Origin of the sequence: Nostoc commune NIES-4072 (assembly GCF_003113895.1) — a bacterium.
GTDB classification, from domain to species: Bacteria; Cyanobacteriota; Cyanobacteriia; order Cyanobacteriales; family Nostocaceae; genus Nostoc; species Nostoc commune.
In genome coordinates this window covers 1,040,791-1,058,091 of record NZ_BDUD01000001.1, presented here as the reverse complement: position 1 = coordinate 1,058,091, position 17,301 = coordinate 1,040,791, and the positions used below count along the sequence as shown (strand labels likewise).

20 protein-coding genes are annotated in these 17,301 nt (G+C 42.3%); 7 read left to right on the top strand and 13 right to left on the bottom strand.

All coding sequences use genetic code 11. The features are described 5' to 3' along the window. Nucleotides 1–67: 67 nt before the first annotated feature. Nucleotides 68–517 carry a nucleoside-diphosphate kinase gene (gene ndk, locus CDC33_RS04700; protein WP_109012440.1) on the bottom strand — a complete coding sequence of 150 codons (450 nt, stop codon included), beginning with the start codon at nt 515–517 and terminating at the stop codon, nt 68–70. A gap of 238 nt (nt 518–755) precedes the next feature. On the opposite strand from ndk, the gene speA reads away from it, so the two are divergent. Then, nucleotides 756–2,771: a biosynthetic arginine decarboxylase gene (gene speA, locus CDC33_RS04695; RefSeq protein WP_109007508.1), complete on the top strand. Its 2,016-nt coding sequence runs from the start codon at nt 756–758 to the stop codon at nt 2,769–2,771. 87 nt (nt 2,772–2,858) lie between these two features. Here the strand turns inward: speA and CDC33_RS04690 are convergent, their stop codons facing one another. The 3 genes from CDC33_RS04690 to CDC33_RS04680 all read right to left on the bottom strand — a co-directional run bounded on the left by CDC33_RS04690 (nt 2,859) and on the right by CDC33_RS04680 (nt 6,368). Then, nucleotides 2,859–4,028 (bottom strand): nucleotidyltransferase family protein, encoded by a 1,170-nt coding sequence (locus CDC33_RS04690; protein ID WP_109007507.1) that lies wholly within the window; start codon nt 4,026–4,028, stop codon nt 2,859–2,861. A gap of 230 nt (nt 4,029–4,258) precedes the next feature. Further along, the gene (locus CDC33_RS04685; protein ID WP_109007506.1) at nt 4,259–5,086 is read right to left on the bottom strand and encodes a segregation/condensation protein A; all 828 of its coding nucleotides are present in this window, start codon (nt 5,084–5,086) and stop codon (nt 4,259–4,261) included. A gap of 196 nt (nt 5,087–5,282) precedes the next feature. After that, complete coding sequence (locus CDC33_RS04680) at nt 5,283–6,368, bottom strand: AI-2E family transporter (protein ID WP_109007505.1); 1,086 nt, start codon at nt 6,366–6,368, stop codon at nt 5,283–5,285. 133 nt (nt 6,369–6,501) lie between these two features. On the opposite strand from CDC33_RS04680, the gene pdxH reads away from it, so the two are divergent. Beyond that, on the top strand, nt 6,502–7,146 hold the full coding sequence (pdxH, locus tag CDC33_RS04675; RefSeq protein WP_109007504.1) for a pyridoxamine 5'-phosphate oxidase: 645 nt from the start codon (nt 6,502–6,504) through the stop codon (nt 7,144–7,146). Between the two features lie 138 nt (nt 7,147–7,284). Here the strand turns inward: pdxH and CDC33_RS04665 are convergent, their stop codons facing one another. After that, the gene (locus CDC33_RS04665) at nt 7,285–7,902 is read right to left on the bottom strand and encodes an FMN-dependent NADH-azoreductase (RefSeq protein ID WP_109007502.1); all 618 of its coding nucleotides are present in this window, start codon (nt 7,900–7,902) and stop codon (nt 7,285–7,287) included. A 149-nt stretch (nt 7,903–8,051) separates the two neighbouring features. Here CDC33_RS04665 and CDC33_RS04660 point away from each other — a divergent pair, with 149 nt between their 5' ends. Beyond that, entirely contained in the window at nt 8,052–8,426 is a 375-nt protein-coding gene (locus CDC33_RS04660) for a winged helix-turn-helix transcriptional regulator (RefSeq protein WP_109007501.1), read from the top strand. A 175-nt stretch (nt 8,427–8,601) separates the two neighbouring features. On the opposite strand, the gene CDC33_RS04655 is transcribed toward CDC33_RS04660, so the two are convergent. The 3 genes from CDC33_RS04655 to CDC33_RS04645 form a co-directional block, all read right to left on the bottom strand. Beyond that, entirely contained in the window at nt 8,602–9,510 is a 909-nt protein-coding gene (locus CDC33_RS04655) for a DUF3153 domain-containing protein (protein WP_109007500.1), read from the bottom strand. A gap of 400 nt (nt 9,511–9,910) precedes the next feature. After that, nucleotides 9,911–10,453, bottom strand: coding sequence for a tetratricopeptide repeat protein (locus CDC33_RS04650; protein WP_109007499.1), 543 nt, complete (start codon nt 10,451–10,453; stop codon nt 9,911–9,913). A 369-nt stretch (nt 10,454–10,822) separates the two neighbouring features. After that, entirely contained in the window at nt 10,823–12,004 is a 1,182-nt protein-coding gene (locus tag CDC33_RS04645; protein ID WP_109007498.1) for an RNA-guided endonuclease InsQ/TnpB family protein, read from the bottom strand. A gap of 60 nt (nt 12,005–12,064) precedes the next feature. Between CDC33_RS04645 and CDC33_RS04640 the strand changes: the two genes are divergently transcribed. After that, nucleotides 12,065–12,250 (top strand): hypothetical protein, encoded by a 186-nt coding sequence (locus CDC33_RS04640; RefSeq protein ID WP_109007497.1) that lies wholly within the window; start codon nt 12,065–12,067, stop codon nt 12,248–12,250. Nucleotides 12,251–12,289: 39 nt separating this feature from the next. Continuing rightward, nucleotides 12,290–12,694: a hypothetical protein gene (locus CDC33_RS04635; protein WP_244919141.1), complete on the top strand. Its 405-nt coding sequence runs from the start codon at nt 12,290–12,292 to the stop codon at nt 12,692–12,694. A gap of 80 nt (nt 12,695–12,774) precedes the next feature. Here the strand turns inward: CDC33_RS04635 and argB are convergent, their stop codons facing one another. Next, a complete protein-coding gene (gene argB, locus CDC33_RS04630; RefSeq protein WP_109007496.1) occupies nt 12,775–13,671 on the bottom strand; it encodes an acetylglutamate kinase in 897 nt (298 codons plus the stop codon). A gap of 213 nt (nt 13,672–13,884) precedes the next feature. Here argB and CDC33_RS04625 point away from each other — a divergent pair, with 213 nt between their 5' ends. Then, entirely contained in the window at nt 13,885–14,037 is a 153-nt protein-coding gene (locus CDC33_RS04625; RefSeq protein WP_109007495.1) for a Uma2 family endonuclease, read from the top strand. A 103-nt stretch (nt 14,038–14,140) separates the two neighbouring features. On the opposite strand, the gene CDC33_RS04620 is transcribed toward CDC33_RS04625, so the two are convergent. From CDC33_RS04620 to CDC33_RS04610, 3 genes are read right to left on the bottom strand one after another with little or no spacing between them, the layout of a single operon-like run. Then, nucleotides 14,141–14,476 (bottom strand): XisI protein, encoded by a 336-nt coding sequence (locus CDC33_RS04620; protein WP_109007494.1) that lies wholly within the window; start codon nt 14,474–14,476, stop codon nt 14,141–14,143. Beyond that, nucleotides 14,464–14,880, bottom strand: a complete 417-nt coding sequence (locus CDC33_RS04615) for a XisH family protein (RefSeq protein WP_109007493.1) — start codon at nt 14,878–14,880, stop codon at nt 14,464–14,466. The genes CDC33_RS04620 and CDC33_RS04615 overlap by 13 nt, the downstream gene beginning before the upstream one ends. A gap of 20 nt (nt 14,881–14,900) precedes the next feature. After that, on the bottom strand, nt 14,901–15,446 hold the full coding sequence (locus CDC33_RS04610; protein ID WP_109012439.1) for a shikimate kinase: 546 nt from the start codon (nt 15,444–15,446) through the stop codon (nt 14,901–14,903). A 903-nt stretch (nt 15,447–16,349) separates the two neighbouring features. Here CDC33_RS04610 and CDC33_RS04605 point away from each other — a divergent pair. Beyond that, nucleotides 16,350–16,544: a hypothetical protein gene (locus CDC33_RS04605; protein WP_100901787.1), complete on the top strand. Its 195-nt coding sequence runs from the start codon at nt 16,350–16,352 to the stop codon at nt 16,542–16,544. Nucleotides 16,545–16,563: 19 nt separating this feature from the next. Here CDC33_RS04605 and CDC33_RS04600 read toward each other — a convergent pair whose 3' ends face one another. Beyond that, nucleotides 16,564–17,259 (bottom strand): hypothetical protein, encoded by a 696-nt coding sequence (locus CDC33_RS04600; RefSeq protein ID WP_109007492.1) that lies wholly within the window; start codon nt 17,257–17,259, stop codon nt 16,564–16,566. Nucleotides 17,260–17,301: the final 42 nt, after the last annotated feature.

Here is a 17,301-nt window from a genome sequence, read left to right as displayed (position 1 = left end):
AACAGACGCGATTAATCGCGTCTCTACTCCTGACTTTTGTACAGACGCGATTAATCGCGTCTCTCCATTACTCGTGCAACCAAGGCGTTAAATGTGGTTGCCAATTTACTAATTCTTCATCCTTAAACCATAGGGCTATTTCCTTTTGCGCGGTTTCTGGAGCATCAGAACCGTGGATTAAGTTGCGACCAATATTTATGCCAAAATCACCGCGAATCGTTCCTGGCTCTGATGTTAAGGGGTTCGTCGCACCAATAATCTTTCTGGCAGATGCAACAACACCATCACCTTCCCATACCATCGCCACCACTGGGCTAGAAGTGATAAATTCCACTAGACCAGCAAAAAAGGGACGTTCCCGGTGAACATCATAGTGTTGTTCTGCCAATTCTCGACTGACTTTCAGGAACTTTAAACCAACTAGGGTAAAACCTTTAGTTTCAAAGCGACGGATAATTTCCCCCACTAATCCCCGTTGTACTCCATCTGGCTTAATTGCTAAGAATGTACGTTCCAAAGCTATCTCCAAAAACTTAATGAATTTTTTATTTTGTCAATTGTCATTTGTCTTTTGTCCTCTGTCTTAAGTCCAAGGGTTTTCCACTAATGACCAATGACTAATGACTAATAACTAATGACATACGACTCTTGACCAATCAGAGTTTATCTCAGAAATTATCATTGGGTGCATATACGTTCCCAAATGAATGCGTTAAATTGTTAAATTGTGGGCGAAAAACAGAGGTTAGGAAGAAATGGGTGCTGATTCAACTGCTACATCTGACGAGGTGGTACAAGTACCGTCCAATGGACACAAAGAAGTGAAAAACCATAAGCAAAAAAAGCTGTTACCACCTAGTCCTACCACAGGAGATTTACCTCGCTCTTGGAAAATTGAGGATAGTGAAGCCTTATACCGGATTGAAGGTTGGGGACAACCTTATTTTTCCATTAGCGCTGCTGGACACGTTACCGTGTCACCCAAGGGCGATCGCGGCGGTTCTCTTGACTTGTTTGAATTGGTCAACGCCATGAAGCAGCGCAACTTGGGACTTCCCATGTTGATTCGATTTTCTGATATTTTGGAAGACCGGATTGAGCGGTTGAATGCTTGTTTTGCTAAAGCGATCGCCCGCTATAATTACCCTGGTGTCTACCGTGGTGTGTTCCCCGTTAAATGCAATCAAGAGCGGCATTTGATTGAGGATTTAGTAAAATTTGGCAAACCCCATCAATTTGGTTTAGAAGCCGGTTCCAAGCCTGAATTAATGATTGCTCTGGCTGTTTTGGATACACCAGGAGCGTTGTTAGTTTGCAACGGCTACAAAGACCGAGAATACATCGAAACGGCAATGTTAGCCCAAAGACTAGGGCAAACACCAATCATCGTCTTAGAACAGATTGAAGAGGTTGATTTGGTGATTGATGCCAATCGCCAGTTAGGTATTAAACCAATATTAGGTGTTCGTGCTAAACTCAGTACCCAAGGCATGGGACGTTGGGGAACTTCTAGTGGCGATCGCGCTAAATTTGGTTTGACTATGCCTGAAGTAATCGAGGCTGTTGACAAATTACGCGAAGCTAACCTGCTCGATTCTTTGCAGTTGATGCACTTCCACATCGGCTCACAAATTTCTGCCATTAACGTGATTAAAGATGCTATCCAAGAAGCCAGCCGCATTTATGTGGAATTGGCAATGCTGGGAGCAGATATGAAATACCTTGATGTTGGTGGTGGCTTGGGCGTAGATTATGATGGCTCCCAAACCAACTTCTATGCATCGAAAAATTACAACATGCAGAACTATGCCAACGACATCGTGGCAGAGTTAAAAGATACCTGTGCAGAGCGGCAGATTCCCGTACCAACACTGATTAGCGAAAGTGGACGAGCGATCGCATCCCATCAGTCGGTACTGATTTTTGATGTTCTCAGTACTAGTGATGTCCCTCTCGATTCACCAGAACCTCCACAAGAGGGAGAATCCCCGATTATTAATTATCTTTGGGAAACTTACCAATCCATCAACCAAGAGAATTATCAGGAGTTTTACCACGACGCTGCACAATTCAAAGAAGAAGCCATCAGTCGTTTCAACTTAGGAATTTTACGCCTCAGAGAACGAGCCAAAGCCGAACGCCTATACTGGGCTTGTTGTCAGAAAATTCTCAAAATCACTAGACAGCAAGAATACGTACCCGATGAACTGGAAGACCTAGAACAAATCATGGCTTCCATCTACTACGTCAACATGTCAGTATTTCAATCAGCACCAGATTGCTGGGCGATCGACCAACTATTCCCAATCATGCCAATCCACCGCTTGGATGAAGAACCAACACGGCGGGGAATTTTGGCAGACCTTACCTGCGATAGTGATGGTAAAATCGACCGCTTTATAGACCTGCGCGATGTCAAATCGGTTTTAGAGTTGCATACTTACAAGCCCGGAGAACCATATTATTTGGGAATGTTCTTGAATGGAGCTTACCAAGAAATCATGGGCAATTTGCACAACTTATTTGGGGATACTAACGCCGTTCACATTCAATTGACGCCCAAAGGTTACCAGATTGAACATGTTGTCAAAGGTGACACCATGAGCGAAGTGGTGAGCTATGTCCAGTATGACTCCGAAGATATGGTGGAAAACATTCGCCAGCGTTGCGAGAAAGCATTAGAAGAAAAACGAATCACTCTAGCAGAATCTCAGCGACTGCTACAAACCTACGAACAGAGTCTCAGAAGATACACGTACTTAAATAGTTAGGATTGGGGATTGGGGATTGGGGATTGGGAATTAATTGGGGATTGGTTATTCCCCCTGCCCCCTGCCCCCTGCCCCCTGCTCCACTCCCTAACTTGCGTTTGTCCCCAACAATTCCTCTATCGCTTGTAACTCAAGAGGCGTATGTGATGGCGGAGTCTGACGGGCATCAGTAATCAGCCAGTCTAAAGCAGCCGCTTGAACATCTATTGCAGCGCCAGTTTTATCCACGCAATAACGTCCAAACACCAGCTTATCGACTAAACGCACTCCTGGGCCCAGGCGCGACCATTCAAAAATCACGCTGTTTTCTACTGTTGCACCACTACATATCCAACAATTAGGGCCAATCATTGCTGGGCCGACAATTTTAGCTCCGTCTTCTATTCTCGTCATACCGCCAATGTAAACTGGGCCTGTGATATCCACTTTGTCCCAATTTACGGCGACATTTAAGCCAGTATAGATGCCAGGAGCGACTTCATGACCAGGAATTTGCACATTCTTGATTTCACCTAGCAGTACACCACGAATCGCCCGCCAATAATCTGGTACCTTACCGATATCTACCCATTCAAAGTCCATAGGGATGGCGTAGAAGGGGGCTTTAATTTCTACCAATTTGGGAAACAATTGGCCACCAATATCATATTCGACACCAGAGGGGATATGGTTAAACACCTCTGGTTCAAAGATGTAAATACCTGTGTTGATGTTGGTGCTGAGGGCTTCTTCTGTTGAAGGTTTTTCTTGGAAAGCTTTAACACGTCCCTCTTCGTCTGTTACCACCACACCGTAACTAGAAACTTCTTCCTTGGGGACAGATTTCGTAATAATAGTAGCGATCGCTCCTTTGGATTTATGCCATTTAACCGCCGCAGTTAAATCCAGGTCAATTAAAGCATCACCACATAAAACCACAAAGGTATCATCAAAAAAGGGTGAGAAGTCTTGGATGCGCCGCATCCCTCCAGCTGAACCAATTGCTTCGCCCACCAGTTTCCCGTCGTCATCAATTTTTCCTTCAAAGGAATAGGCAATTTGCACTCCAAACCTCTGACCATCACGAAAATAGTTTTCTATTTCCTCAGCCAAATGACTAACATTTACTAGAATCTGGTCAAATCCATGATGCCGTAACAGTTCCAGCAAGAATTCCATCACTGGCTTTTGCAGGATAGGCATCATTGGCTTGGGCATAGTGTACGTAATCGGACGCACGCGAGTACCCTTGCCAGCCGCGAGAATCATCGCTTTCATAAAATTTATTCCTCAACCACAAGCCAGTTTACTTTTATCGAGTGATACTTAATCATCAATTTTTATTTCTGCTCTAAGTTATCCCTTAAACAGGGATAACAGGAATTTAGTGGTTATTGCAACCATAGGTATACTTAGATGACAAGCGATCGCTTATCTTTTCAATTTACTCGGATTTTGGGACTGAATCAAAAATCTGTAAATTATCTGTAAAGCTACTTTTTGCTTTTTTAGTTCATCGACTCCTCAAAAGGTTTACCAGTCTGAGCTGATGTAAGTAGCCGAACTTTAATCTCATGGTAAAACTCCTCTTGAAATAGCTCTACTTTCGATTGAGCCGAGAGCAACAGCAGTGCCCAGAAAACGCTAACTAAATTACTGTGTTTAGAATCATGTCCAGACCCATTTTGGTTGAGATGCTTTGTCTGAGTCCACAACTCTACAAGTTGTTCTAGATTCAACCAATTTTGTTCTAAATTTAGCTCCCTTGCCGACACATTCAATACCTGCTCCAGTTCCTTAGCTACTTCCGTCAGATTTTCCTGGTGAGCTAACTCCAGTGCTTCCCGCATACTTTGGACGCTAGGCAACCGCCTGGGACGGATAGGTTTGCTGACTTTTTCTACCTGTTTTAGCTGGTTTGCCATAATCTGCAATTGTTTAATTAACTCTTGCAGAGTCACCCGACGCTTTGGTGGCGGCATTGCCGATGCACGACGACGCAATTGCCGTTCTAATGGTAGACGATGACCCTGATGTGATATTCCGTCTTCATCTTCCAATAGGGAATCATCTACTACACCATTCTGGATATCTCCTACTGTTGACAATTGCATCAAGGTATTAGCTTTGAATAATACCAGCATTGATGCTGACAAAAATGCCTGTCCAGATTGAGACAAGTCCGATTCATAACCTCTTCCTATTGCCTCCGGTGCCATCAGTTCTAAGTAACGGTCAATCACCTCAATCACTTGGACATCCCAAGGGTCAATTTCTCCCTGTTGGGCTTGGTAAATCAGGAGTGTGATTGTTTCTAATAGCTCGGAAGCTTCCATCAACGGGTTCTAAGTTAATTAATCAGAATCAATCACCATTGTGAATTGTGAGATCAGATTGTGCAACTTTTGACCTTGGGCATTGGGCATTGGGGAGATGAGGCAGAAGTTGTTTAATTGTGAATTTTGTTAGCGCAGCGTTAGCGAGTCCGCGAGCGTCATTTTGAATTTTGAATTGATTTCTCCCCTTACCCTCTTAATCAGGGGGTGGGTCATGAGTAATAGTGACAGTTGAGACAAAATCACTTGGCTTGCCGCTCTTAATTGCATCGAAAGTTCCTTTGATAGTACCAGCAATGGGAACAGCAACAAGTGTCCCCAACAAGCCAGCAATCTCAAATCCCATCAAAATAGCTACGAAAATCCAGATAGGATTCAACCCAATAAAGTTGCCGAGTAATCTGGGAGCTAACAAGTTATCTTTAAGCTGCTGCATGAGAATTGCCGCTATAGCAACTTGAACTGCCAACCACCAATTTTGCAGCAGTACTAAAATCGTTACTAGACCAATGCCAAGAGATGCCCCGATAAAGGGAATGAGTTCCGAGATCCCGATTAATATGGCAAACAACAGAGCAAAGGGCAGCTTCATTACTAAGAAAATTGGCGTTAGGGTTAGCACCATGAACAGTCCTAGCAATAACTGGCTGAGGAAAAAGTTCTGAAAATTTAGGCGCAAGGATGCGGTGAGGGGATCTGCAATATTAGATGGCAAAAGATTGACCAGACCATACCAGACGCGATCGCCATATAAAAGCATATAAAATGCAAGCACAATTACTAACACTACGTCAAGTAATCCTGAAAGCAGTGTTCCAGCAAATCCCACTGCACCAGAAGCTAGTTGTTGTACCAGATTCTGAATGTTGGCATTGATTTGACTGCTCACAACCCTCAAATCAATTGGCAAACGTCGTTGTTTTGCCAGCATCTCAAACTGCTTTAAGTTCTCTTGACTCGCGCCTAACCAATCAGGGATATTATTTAACAATTGAACTGTTTGATCAATGATCAACGGCACTAGAGTTACGCCTAAAATCACCAACAGAGTTAATGTTGCAAGTAAAACTATGATCACCGCCTGAGGGCGCGTGATCCGGGCACGTTCAAATAACTTAACCGGATAATTTAGTAGAAAAGCCAGAATCGCTGCAATGATCAAGACGGTAATGGGATGCTGAAAATAGCGAAAAAGCACAGATAGCAGCCAGACATTGAGAGCGATAATCGGGCCGCTTAGACCATAAATTAACAGGCGTTGAAGGGAGGCCGAACGGCGCATCTTATGCAACCTATTTTAGATTTAGATATTCCTTGAGAGAATTTGTAAAATTCTTGATGGTGCTGATCATCATCATAGATATTTTTGACAAAGACATGTATAAGCGTATCTGATAGCAAGGAAGTAAATCAAAATGGACAAAACCATAGCTGACCTTCGTAAAGACTACACTTTAGAAGGTTTGAGCGAACTTGAGGTTGACCTCAATCCGTTCATCCAATTTAAAAAATGGTTCGATCAGGCACTAGCAGCGCAACTCCCAGAACCCAATGCCATGACCATTGCTACCGCAACACCTGACGGTAAGCCCTCAGCCAGAATGGTGTTACTCAAGGATTTTGATGAACGGGGCTTTGCCTTTTTTACTAACTACAACAGTCACAAAGGACAAGAACTGGCAGAAAATCCTCAAGGAGCTTTAGTGTTCTGGTGGGCAGAACTGGAACGTCAAGTGCGGATTTCGGGGTATGTAGAGAAAGTTTCCGAAACTGAGTCCGACCAGTATTTTCACAGTCGTCCTGCTAACAGTCGCCTGGGTGCGTGGATATCTAATCAAAGCGAGGTGATAGAAAGCCGAGAAGTTCTTGAGCGACGTTTGCAGGAGTTTAAGAGCAAATATGAAAATGAGGAGATTCCCCGACCGCCTCATTGGGGAGGCTTACGAGTGATCCCCACAGAAATTGAGTTTTGGCAAGGCCGCCCCAGCCGTCTGCACGATCGCTTACTTTATAGCCGTTTAGATAATGACACTTGGAAAATTGAGCGGTTGTCACCGTGAAGAAGAGGCAGGGGAGCAGGGGAGCAGGGGAGCAGGGGAGCAGGGGACAAAAGTTTAGAACTTCCAACAAGTCTTTCCCCTTGTCCCCAAGTCCTCTCCCCCATGCCCAATGCCCAATGCCCAATGCCCCGCGTCACATTACCACTGGGGGATCAAATCTTGAATTGCTGCTCGTGCTTCTGATAGAGATTGGGTACGGGCATCTCCCTCATTCAAGCTATTAGCGTTAATAAATTGAATGTCTGTAAGTCCAATAAAGCCGAAAATCGTCCGCAGGTAGGGTTCTTGGAAGTCGTAAGCAGCGTAAGGAGATGTGGCGCTAAAGTCAGCGCCGCGAGCTGTAATGATCACCGCCTTTTTACCCTCGACTAACCCTCTCAAGCCTTGAGCATCTATAGCAAAAGTCCGGTTAGCGCGAACGATTTGGTCGATGTAAGCCTTAAATGTGGAAGGTATATTGAAGTTATACATTGGCACTCCAAAGACGTAGCGATCGGCTGCCAAAAACTCATCAATCAGTTCGTCAGAAATCCTAAGTGCCTCAGTTAATTCTGGGGTATGGGTTTCTGGTGGTGAAAATGCAGCTGCAATCCAAGCTTCATCAACGTGAGGAATTGTGTGATGCCCTATATCTCGATAGGCGATCGCATCTTCAGGATGTGCTGCCTTCCAACCACTGACGAATTCTTTTGATAGTTCTCTGGAGTGCGATCGCTCTCCACGGGGGCTGGAATCAATATGTAGAATGTTTACCACCAAATATCTCCTGATTAACTAGCATTTACTGCTTTTACTTTTTTTGAGTCTAAATTTCAAAGCATTACATCAGATACTAAAAGTAACTAGTTCCTAAAGTAAAGTAGTTACTATAAAGTAACTGCCGCACAATTTTAGCTAACTTATCGATGTCTGTCTCTAAAAATCCTGATGCTTGCCCTGTCAGTATTCTGATGTCCTTACTATCAGGCCCCTGGACAATGTATATACTGTGGGTGTTGTGTAACAGTGGGCCTACTCGCTTTGGTGCATTGAAACACCTCGTTGAAGGCATCTCTACCAAAGTTCTGACGGAAAGACTGAGGATGCTTGAGGCAGCAGAGATTATTTATCGCCATTATGAACCGACTGTCCCACCTCAAGTAACTTACGGTCTTACAGAACGTGGTCAGGAACTCGTTGATGTACTTCATCAACTCAGTACACTTGCTGAACGTTGGTATGGCAGCGAACAACAGTCTGAATGTGAAGCAAAAAAGCCGATGCATTCTCCATCGGCTTAACTGACAATATTGAACAGATGAATATAGCGCTTCTCGCTTGGATGCAATACACTTTGACCTCACTTCCATTCCTCTCTCCTAAAAGGAGAGAGGCTTTGAGTCTTACTCCCCTTCCCTGCAAGGGAAGGGGCTGGGGGTTAGGTCTGTATTTCATGCAATTGAGAACCGCTATAGTCTACTGTTCTTGAGCAGTGGCTACTTTGGGAGGGAATTGAGTTCTGGGATCTGGCATGAAATTGTATCTCAAGTACAATCCTCCCCAAATAAACAGGATAATTAACAATGCACCAATACCAAGCGGACTGGGAAGCCAGAAAATAGTTTCTATATGGTTTAGCTCACCAGGCTGGAGTTTCCACACTAATCGATTGCCATTTTTTTCTGGCTCTATGGCAGTTTCAGTTAGTTGAATATTTTTGGCTCCCCAAGGAGTCTTTAAGCTAAATTCCAAGTCGAGAATTGAACCAGCATTAGCCAAGACGTTACCTTTGCTGGCAATTAAGGATAGCGATCGCAAATCCAAATCATAAATCAATCGATTTCGGACTAAAAGTAAAAAATTGTTTTGTTCCAAAAGGACGTTTGATTCAATTTTCGGCAGTTCTGAGTTAGATTGGCTCCCCACTGACTCAGAGGCTTGATTCGCACGGGAGTTAAAAAATTCGTTGAACTTCTCTTGCAATTCCCTACCACTACTAAAAGGAATTGTGACAATGATTTCTTCTTGGGAAACTCGCTGTGTTTTCCCCTCTAGTTGACGGGCGCGGCGCTCTATGCTATTCAACCATTCGTATACAGAATCGCCACTAAAACTAGTTAGCCGCTCTCCCAACTTAATATGCTGTACTAGTTCGCCACTATTTGAGTTGTCAAAATTAAGCCCTACATCGTACTTAACACAACCAGTCAGTAGCAGGGATGTTAACAGCACTAGCCAGAGAATAGGATTTCGTATGGGAAAGACACGGTTCATTCGATTCCGACCATTCAGTACTGAGAGAAATTTCATATTTGTCAATACAAAACTAAATGGTCTAATTAGCCAAAAGAAAATCTTCCCAAAAATTGAAGAATTTGAAATCATAAATATCCCCAAAAGTCAAACTTTTTAACCAATCTTGACTTCTACTACTGGGCGGCGCAATACGGTTCGGTTAACTTGCTTTATCTCTGGAAGATCCCCCCAACCCCCCTTTTTAAGGGGGTCGCCGCAGGCGGGAGGATCTAATCCGAACTTATCGCTCTTCCATCACTCTGGTCAAAGAAAATCTCAGCCAACTTGTAAACAAGAGACAAAAACTGGGTTTCGAGCTTTATTTTTTAACATTATGGCTAGAATCATCAGTTTTGCCTGAAAGTTTTGTGTAGCAAGGATTATTGTTTTTTCCTCTGGAGAGAGTGATGGAAGAGCATTATACTGCTGAGTGACGAACGGGCTGCAAAAGCAGCAAGGAACCCCAGTACGGAAATATCTACTGTTAGGATCAGCCGGGGGTTCCTGAAAAATTTAACCAAACCAAGTATGAGATGGTTAAAGCAATAGCAATTAGCGCCACCCAGATAAAGCGATTATCTCTGGTATTGACCTGACTGAGATCAACGAATTCTGGCTCTGTAGGTTTAGGTTTCTGCTGCACAGAAGATTTAGTAGACTTAGCAGGAATAGAAATTTTGAGTTCATTATCGGCTAGTGCGCCCAAATCGGGGATTTCGGTCATCCACTCGCTGGGTCTTTTTAGCTTTGGTGCTTTTAAGATGTAAAGCATCCGTCGCGCTTGTTTGCCAATTTCAAAATGGGCATGGCGTTTAAGTTTTTCGCAAAGAGCGATCGCATCATCGGTGCGTCCAGCTGCTTCATAAGCTGTCACCAGATAGATTTCTACTTCCCCCCCAAGGCGAGAATTACGAGCTAACAGGGCGCTGGCCTTTTCTAAATTTTCTATGGCTTCGCGGTATTGCCCATTTTCAAAGGCAGCTTTCCCAGCCTGGTAGCGGGTTTTAGCAATTTCTAAACTTTCTACACTCACGGCTTATATAAAAATCAGCACTATTTTAATTTTGCCAATACCAGCAATCTTTTTGGAATTTTTTCAAAAGCTGGCAACCTGAAACTAAATAAACTTCTAAAATTTTAATTAAGTAGCTGCGATTATTTTCTAATTAAAAATTCCGGTATCGAATACAAGTGAGCAAAATATGTTGAAAATCAAGCATTTGCAACTTAATTGGCTCAAAGCCGCCATAACTTTAGCAGTTATGGGTGTAAGCATTGTTCCAGCTTCTGCACAGTGCTTCAAAATACTTACCTAAACTTAAGCTTTAGCTTAAGAATAGAGATTTCTTCCCGTGTCCACCAAGGATGTCGGCATCTTCTTGTCAACGGGCGTAAATTTCGGTTAAGCCAACCGTATCTTGTCGAAAGGGGCATCCCTCAAGTTGATCGAGGCGTTCTCATCACGATCTCTAATATTGCCGCATCCTGCTTCACATACAAATACTCGTTCTGATAAGGGCATTGACTGAATATGACCACATTCGCAGCAGGTCTTAGAGCTAGGAAACCATCGGTCAACTAACTCAACCCTAGTCCCAAAAAATGGCTGCTTGTATGTGAGCATTCGCCTAAACTCATACAATCCGAGATTGGCGATCGCATTGGAGAGTTTATGATTAGCCATCATCTGGCTAATATTCAGATCCTCAATCCGAATCCGGTAGTAGTTGCGGCTAATATCGGTAGTGGTTTTTTGTAGAAAGTCTTGGCGAATATTAGCGAGGTGGGCGTGAGTTTTGGCTATCTCACCAAAATACTGTTTAGCCTTATTTGATGCCCTAATAGCTTTTTTTCGATTGCCAAACTGTTTATTACGATTATGCCACTGCTGCTTACTTAACTTGATTTTCGCTATTTTCAACTGCGGTGGAGCTGTAATTGTTGTGCCATCGGACAATGTAGCAAAACATTTGATGCCTAAGTCAACTCCAACAGATTCCATAGGGTGAATTATTGGTGGAATAACATCGGCATCTAACATAAACGCTACGAACCATTTCTCAGCAGTTCTAGAGATGGTAAAAGTTTGACTCGAGCATAGAAACGGTATTGCTCTTTTAAGCCTAAAACTACCCAGTCCTGGGACAGTAATCTGCTTGCCTGGGTATAAGACCTGCCTATTGCTAAAAGGCAACATTGGTTCACCCTTGGTAGGATAAATACCTGCTTTCTTCAGAACAGTAAAACTATCGCCACGCTTTTTAGACTTAAATCGGGGGAAATCAGATTCACCTTTGCGCCATCTATCAAAGGCTTTTCCTAAGTTACGAAACGCCGACGAATAAATGGCTGAGGGATACTGCTGCATCCAAGCGTAATCAGGACTTGCTTTTACATAATTAGTAAATACCTTTTCTATTGCTGATAAACGTTTAGAGTCACTTGCCTTTATGCCTTCAAACTCCCAGGACTGGACAAGCATCGACAGTCCATAGTTGTAAACAAACCTTGCAAAACCAGCGCATCCACTAAGTCGAGTTTTTTCCTTGTTATTGAGTTTTAACTCTAGCTTTAGTGAATACATCGTGGCTTATCTTACTTGTCTGCACTACAATTAGTTTAGTCTACTAAGCTGGATTTAGCAATGAGAAAAGGTAAAAAAGCCACACGCGATCAACCACTATTTTATGAAGAGTTGAAATACAAGCATGGGATATGGCTAACAAATACAGCTTGGGAGATTTTAGTTATCCAGGCTGGCAATCAAGATATAAGTATTAGTGAATTGCTAGAAAGATTCGCCAGAAGCTTTATTCGTGATGAAGTATGAGCAAGTTTAATTAGGTTTTTTGCTATTTAATTTACCTCTGTGATCGTGATTGATGGTGGTTATGGAGTTAGGCGTAGATGCGAAGCAGCTTGTCGTCAAACATCGCCTGCTGTAGGTTCCTTCATTTATGGTAATCCGATTCTCACACCTGGTTATGGAATCAGGCAATCGCCTCCTGTCGGTTCCTTCATTTATGGTAGTCCGATTCCCACACCTATGCCTGTAGACCCAGCAACGGGACTAATGCCACAACGCAATAATTACCCCGATTATTACTATCCCCAGTTCAGGCAGAACGTGAGAAATTCCACGCTGATTAATCCGACTTTGATTAATCCGGCAATTCGAGACTCAACCATAGTTAATCCGGTGATTATAGATAATTCATGGCATCGTAGACCATTTAGCGGCGGGCGATCGCGTGTTTTCATTTATCCCCGGTAAAGAGAGATAAGGGAGAGATTTTTACCCCAAACTTCTAACTCTTGTACAGACGCGATTAATCGCGTCTGTACTCAATACTCTTAATAAGTAAACTGCGAACCCAGAATCATCGTCCCAATCCCAACATCAGTAAAGATTTCTAGTAACAGGGCGTGGGGAATGCGACCATCGATGATGTGTGCTGCCCGGACTCCTTGAGCAAGCGATCGCACACAACAACTAACTTTGGGAATCATCCCACCGCTAACTATACCATTGGCAATCAACTCGCGTGCTTCACGGATATCTACTTTCGGAATCAAAGTAGATTGGTCTTTGTAATCTTTTAAAATTCCACTGGTGTCGGTCAGTAAAATTAACTTTTCTGCTCCTAATGCTGCGGCTATTTCTCCGGCTACAGTATCGGCGTTAATGTTATAAGCTTGTCCCGTCTCATCTGCGGCGACGCTAGAGACTACCGGAATATAACCATTGCTAGCGAGGGTTTCTAAAATCTTGATATTTACATTGCTGACTTCCCCTACAAAGCCAATACCTTCTTCACCTTGAGAACGGGCTGTAAATAGATTACCGTCTTTACCGCAAAGTCCTACAGCCAATCCACCAGCTTGGTTAATCAAGGAGACAATTTCTTTATTAACTCGACCAACTAAAACCATTTCCACCACATCCATTGTGGCGGCATCAGTGACTCGCAAACCATTCTTAAATTGTGGTTCGATTCCCAGCTTATCTAACCAACTGTTAATTTCTGGGCCACCGCCGTGGACTACAATCGGACGCAAGCCGACGCAGGATAAGAATACAATGTCGCGGATAACTTTGTCTTTGAGTGCGCTATCTTTCATGGCTGCGCCGCCATATTTGACAACAACAGTGCGACCGGCAAATTGTTGAATATAAGGTAGTGCTTCGCTTAGTACACGTACACGAGTGGCTTCAGCTTGCCTGATGTATTCAGAATCGTTGACCGTCATGAGGAGCTGCCGTTAAGAGTTAAAACCTATTTCAGTAAGTGTAGAAGACTTTGTAACTCGTCACAATCTCTGATGCCATTGAGTATGTCTGTACTGATCAGCCATAGCTGTTTAGTTCGTCTCAGAAATGTGAAAATCTATAAAAGAAGGACTAGCAACCAAAATCGAAAATTATCAGGAGAAATATGGATACACCGATTCTCCATCGGCTAATTGAAGTTACTAGGCTGGTTAATTGATCGGCAAAATCGAAAAGTCTACATTTACCATCCGAATCGAGAAATTGAAATTTTGGAAAATCCCGAAGCAGTTACGGGTAATCCAGAATTACCAGGGTTTATCCTGCGGATGGGCAAAATTTGGTAATTTGAGTCTTTTTAATGAGAAACTTGTGTTTTGAGAACGTTAAGAATTGCTTCAAGTATTCGCTGAGAGTAAAGTGATATTCGTTGTTCGAGGAGCGATCGCATTACGCTACGCCATAATCTGTATACTGACGCTTGTATGGAGCTTGCAAACCCAAGACAATATCCTCTCGTGGTACTCCCATCATCACTAATTCCTCTGCTGGATTGCGATCGGTTAAGTTCTGTTGTAGCCAGATTTTGCCATCTTTAATATCAAAATGGATAACGCATCGATAAATACGATTAAATCCTTGCCAACCTACATTCATCCATTGATAATGATTTCGTTCTGTGTCTAAAATCAGTTGGACTTCGACATTGTTATCCGAGACATCATCACTGGCATAGTTCGTTAACAATGTTTTAACATATTCTTGATATTTTGCTAGTTTATCCACTCTACAATCACCTCATCTACTGGATTGTAAACAATTAATAGCACCTGATACTGTTTGATCGCAGTTTGAGTAAATTCCAGTTGAAAAAATGTTTTGTACGTATCCAATGGAACTGCTAAGTATAAGATTCGCTCTGGTTCATATCCTGCTAATGCTAGACGGTAACTAAGAAATTGTCCCAAAGCAGAGTAAAAATCTGTAATTGCCGAGGGGTTTAAAAAGCTTTTGATTTCAATTGCTATTTTTTCATTTCCTTTTTCTGCGGCAATTATTTTCTCTACGCCTAAATCAATTTGGAAATTGACTTCCCCAAATTTAAATTTTAATGGATCGCTCGTAATCCTCCATTGTTCTTTTTGCAAAGCTTTTTTAACTGATTCATGAAAAATATCTTTTGCAGACACAGTTAGATTAATATTCCCTATTAATGAGAAACAGTTTTTTTTAGTACGCTAGGAATTGCCTCAAGTATTCGTTTGGCAACGTCTTCAGGTGTATCTCCCTCTCGCTCGGTGATATGCAAGTCGGCTTGAGAGTAAAGTGGTGTTCGTTGTTCGAGGAGCGATCGCAATTTCCCTTTAGGATCAGCATCTTGCAGCAGTGGTCTTGTGGTATCCTCAGCTAAACGGCTGTAAATTATCTCCACTGGCGTATCTAGCCAGACTATCAAACCGTGGTGCAGATAACCCCAGTTTTCTTGCCGCAGTACAATGCCTCCCCCGGTTGCGATAGTCAACTTTGTAAAAGCACAAACTTGTGAAAGTACGTCGCTTTCTAGCTTGCGAAACCCTACTTCACCAACTTGTGCAAATAACTGATTGATAGATTTACCTGTTACTTGGGCAATAACATTATCGGTATCCAAAAACCCATAACCCAATTCCTTCGCTAGTAAGCGCCCTACTGTCGTCTTACCAACGCCCATTATCCCAATTAAATACAAGTTAACTCCTTGTAATAAGCTGCTCACCAGTTGTTTCGCTCCAATTCTAAGTTCTGTTAGCGGATAGCTAAGGTTTAGCCCGTGCTGAGTCACAGTTTCTAATTATAAACTTAACGACTTAATCTCGGATTTAAAAATACTTGAATTTTAATCTGGGAAGTTCTTGTGCCAGAAGAAATTAGCTATCAACTTGAATTTATTTGAAAGCTTTTATTTATAAGAAGAATTCAGAACTCAAGAGCAAAGCCGGAGACGTTTCCGTTGCTCCGGTCAGAATTCAATATTAATTCTGTACGAGTGGGTGACGAATATTGGTTAAAACCTTGCCCGAAGTTAAGCGAAAAAAATTAAAATATTCTCGCCTTAAAACTCTATCCCTTTATGGGTAAAGTATTCTGAATTCTGTATTCTGACTCCTGGTTTATTTTTAAGTTATACAAATTCATCTTCTATTTAAGAAGAATCAATTGTCGTTATTAATGTATTAAAATTAACTAAAATATTAAGATTATTCTGTGAAATTACCACAAATAATAAACGATGAATTTTTCAGAAATCTAATAATATCCATGATGTAACTTTGTATTTGCTGCATAGCGATCGCTATGCTTAACCAAAAAATTAATATAGCTTGTTTGAAACTTTATCCAAACAATTTCTGTCTATTTAAATAGTACGAATTTTAACTCTGGTGAGTAAATTTAAGTATACACAACACTGTGTTTCTACTAGCACCGGGTCGTTTTTCTAAAAGTTCAGTTATAACAAGCCCTAATCAATTAAATGTTTCCTATAAAGGTGTAAATAATGACTTATATCCTGCGATCACCCACAAAAGCTTGCCAAGTTGAAATTTCGGCACAAAGACTACTGCATATTTCACCCCAATAAGCCTGAATGAATAAATATAGGATGGATGAGGCGTCAACTATGACTCGAATTCGTGATGTTGTACAAAAAGCTTTAGCAACTGGCTATTTGACAGTGGAAGCTGAAAATCAACTACGACAACTGTTGACTTCCCGGTATGACTTGGAAGATTTTAATGCTTTCATGACTTTGCAAGAAGCTGCCATGACTGGTAAGGTCAAGCAAGAGTCTAGAGAGCGGTGTGGCATCAAATAGAGACGTAGCCTGCTACATCTTACCGACGGGGGCGTTTACCATCATCTTCAAAATCATCATCATCATCAAAAAATTCCCAATCATCATCATCGGCTTGATTGGGAGTTGGCGGCTGATAAGGGGGGATGATTACCCGGTAATCAGCATCATAAACAGATTCAGTTTTTCCCGCAGCCGTATTTTTTGGTTCCCGGTAGCTGTAGGAATAAACTGAACCAGACTGAGAACTGCTTTTGGCTTCTGATTGACGTTCGTAAGTTGTAGAGTCTTTAGGTTGTTGAGCTTGAAAATTAGGAGTAGGTGTTTCCTTTGACTTTTCATCAAAGTTCCAATCATCATCTTTACTGCCATTTGTCTCCCAATCATCAAATACATCACTAGTAGGCTCTTCTTTTTTACTAGCTGGTGGAGAACTGGCAGGACGAGATGTAAATTCTTCTCTACGGGTTGCCTTCGCACGAGGCGTTGTGCTTCGGCGGTCAGGAGTTTGGCGTTGTCTTCCTCCAAAATAATTGGATAAGTTAAATAAAGTAGCAATCAATATAGATGTGAAAGCACCAGTGGCAGTACTAAACAAAATCCATATCGCTAGTGGTAATGGTTGAGTTGGCACGCCCAAAAATACTAGCGATAGGGCAGGTGAGAAATTTTGGACTAATAACAGCGTTAGTCCTCCCAATACTGCCACCAATAGAATTAAGCGAATTACAGCCATAGCAATTTTGTCAGTTGTCAGTTATCAGTGGTCAATGAAGAG

Bases quoted from the DNA above. Each gene is read 5' to 3' on its own strand.
- pdxH (WP_109007504.1), top strand. From the start codon at position 6,502: ATGGACAAAACCATAGCTGACCTTCGTAAAGACTACACTTTAGAAGGT.
- argB (WP_109007496.1), bottom strand. From the start codon at position 13,671: ATGACGGTCAACGATTCTGAATACATCAGGCAAGCTGAAGCCACTCGT.
- CDC33_RS04685 (WP_109007506.1), bottom strand. From the start codon at position 5,086: ATGGAAGCTTCCGAGCTATTAGAAACAATCACACTCCTGATTTACCAA.
- CDC33_RS04655 (WP_109007500.1), bottom strand. From the start codon at position 9,510: ATGATTTCAAATTCTTCAATTTTTGGGAAGATTTTCTTTTGGCTAATT.
- CDC33_RS04645 (WP_109007498.1), bottom strand. From the start codon at position 12,004: ATGTATTCACTAAAGCTAGAGTTAAAACTCAATAACAAGGAAAAAACT.
- CDC33_RS04680 (WP_109007505.1), bottom strand. From the start codon at position 6,368: ATGCGCCGTTCGGCCTCCCTTCAACGCCTGTTAATTTATGGTCTAAGC.
- CDC33_RS04600 (WP_109007492.1), bottom strand. From the start codon at position 17,259: ATGGCTGTAATTCGCTTAATTCTATTGGTGGCAGTATTGGGAGGACTA.
- CDC33_RS04640 (WP_109007497.1), top strand. From the start codon at position 12,065: ATGAGAAAAGGTAAAAAAGCCACACGCGATCAACCACTATTTTATGAA.
- CDC33_RS04660 (WP_109007501.1), top strand. From the start codon at position 8,052: ATGTCTGTCTCTAAAAATCCTGATGCTTGCCCTGTCAGTATTCTGATG.
- CDC33_RS04690 (WP_109007507.1), bottom strand. From the start codon at position 4,028: ATGAAAGCGATGATTCTCGCGGCTGGCAAGGGTACTCGCGTGCGTCCG.
- CDC33_RS04605 (WP_100901787.1), top strand. From the start codon at position 16,350: ATGACTCGAATTCGTGATGTTGTACAAAAAGCTTTAGCAACTGGCTAT.
- speA (WP_109007508.1), top strand. From the start codon at position 756: ATGGGTGCTGATTCAACTGCTACATCTGACGAGGTGGTACAAGTACCG.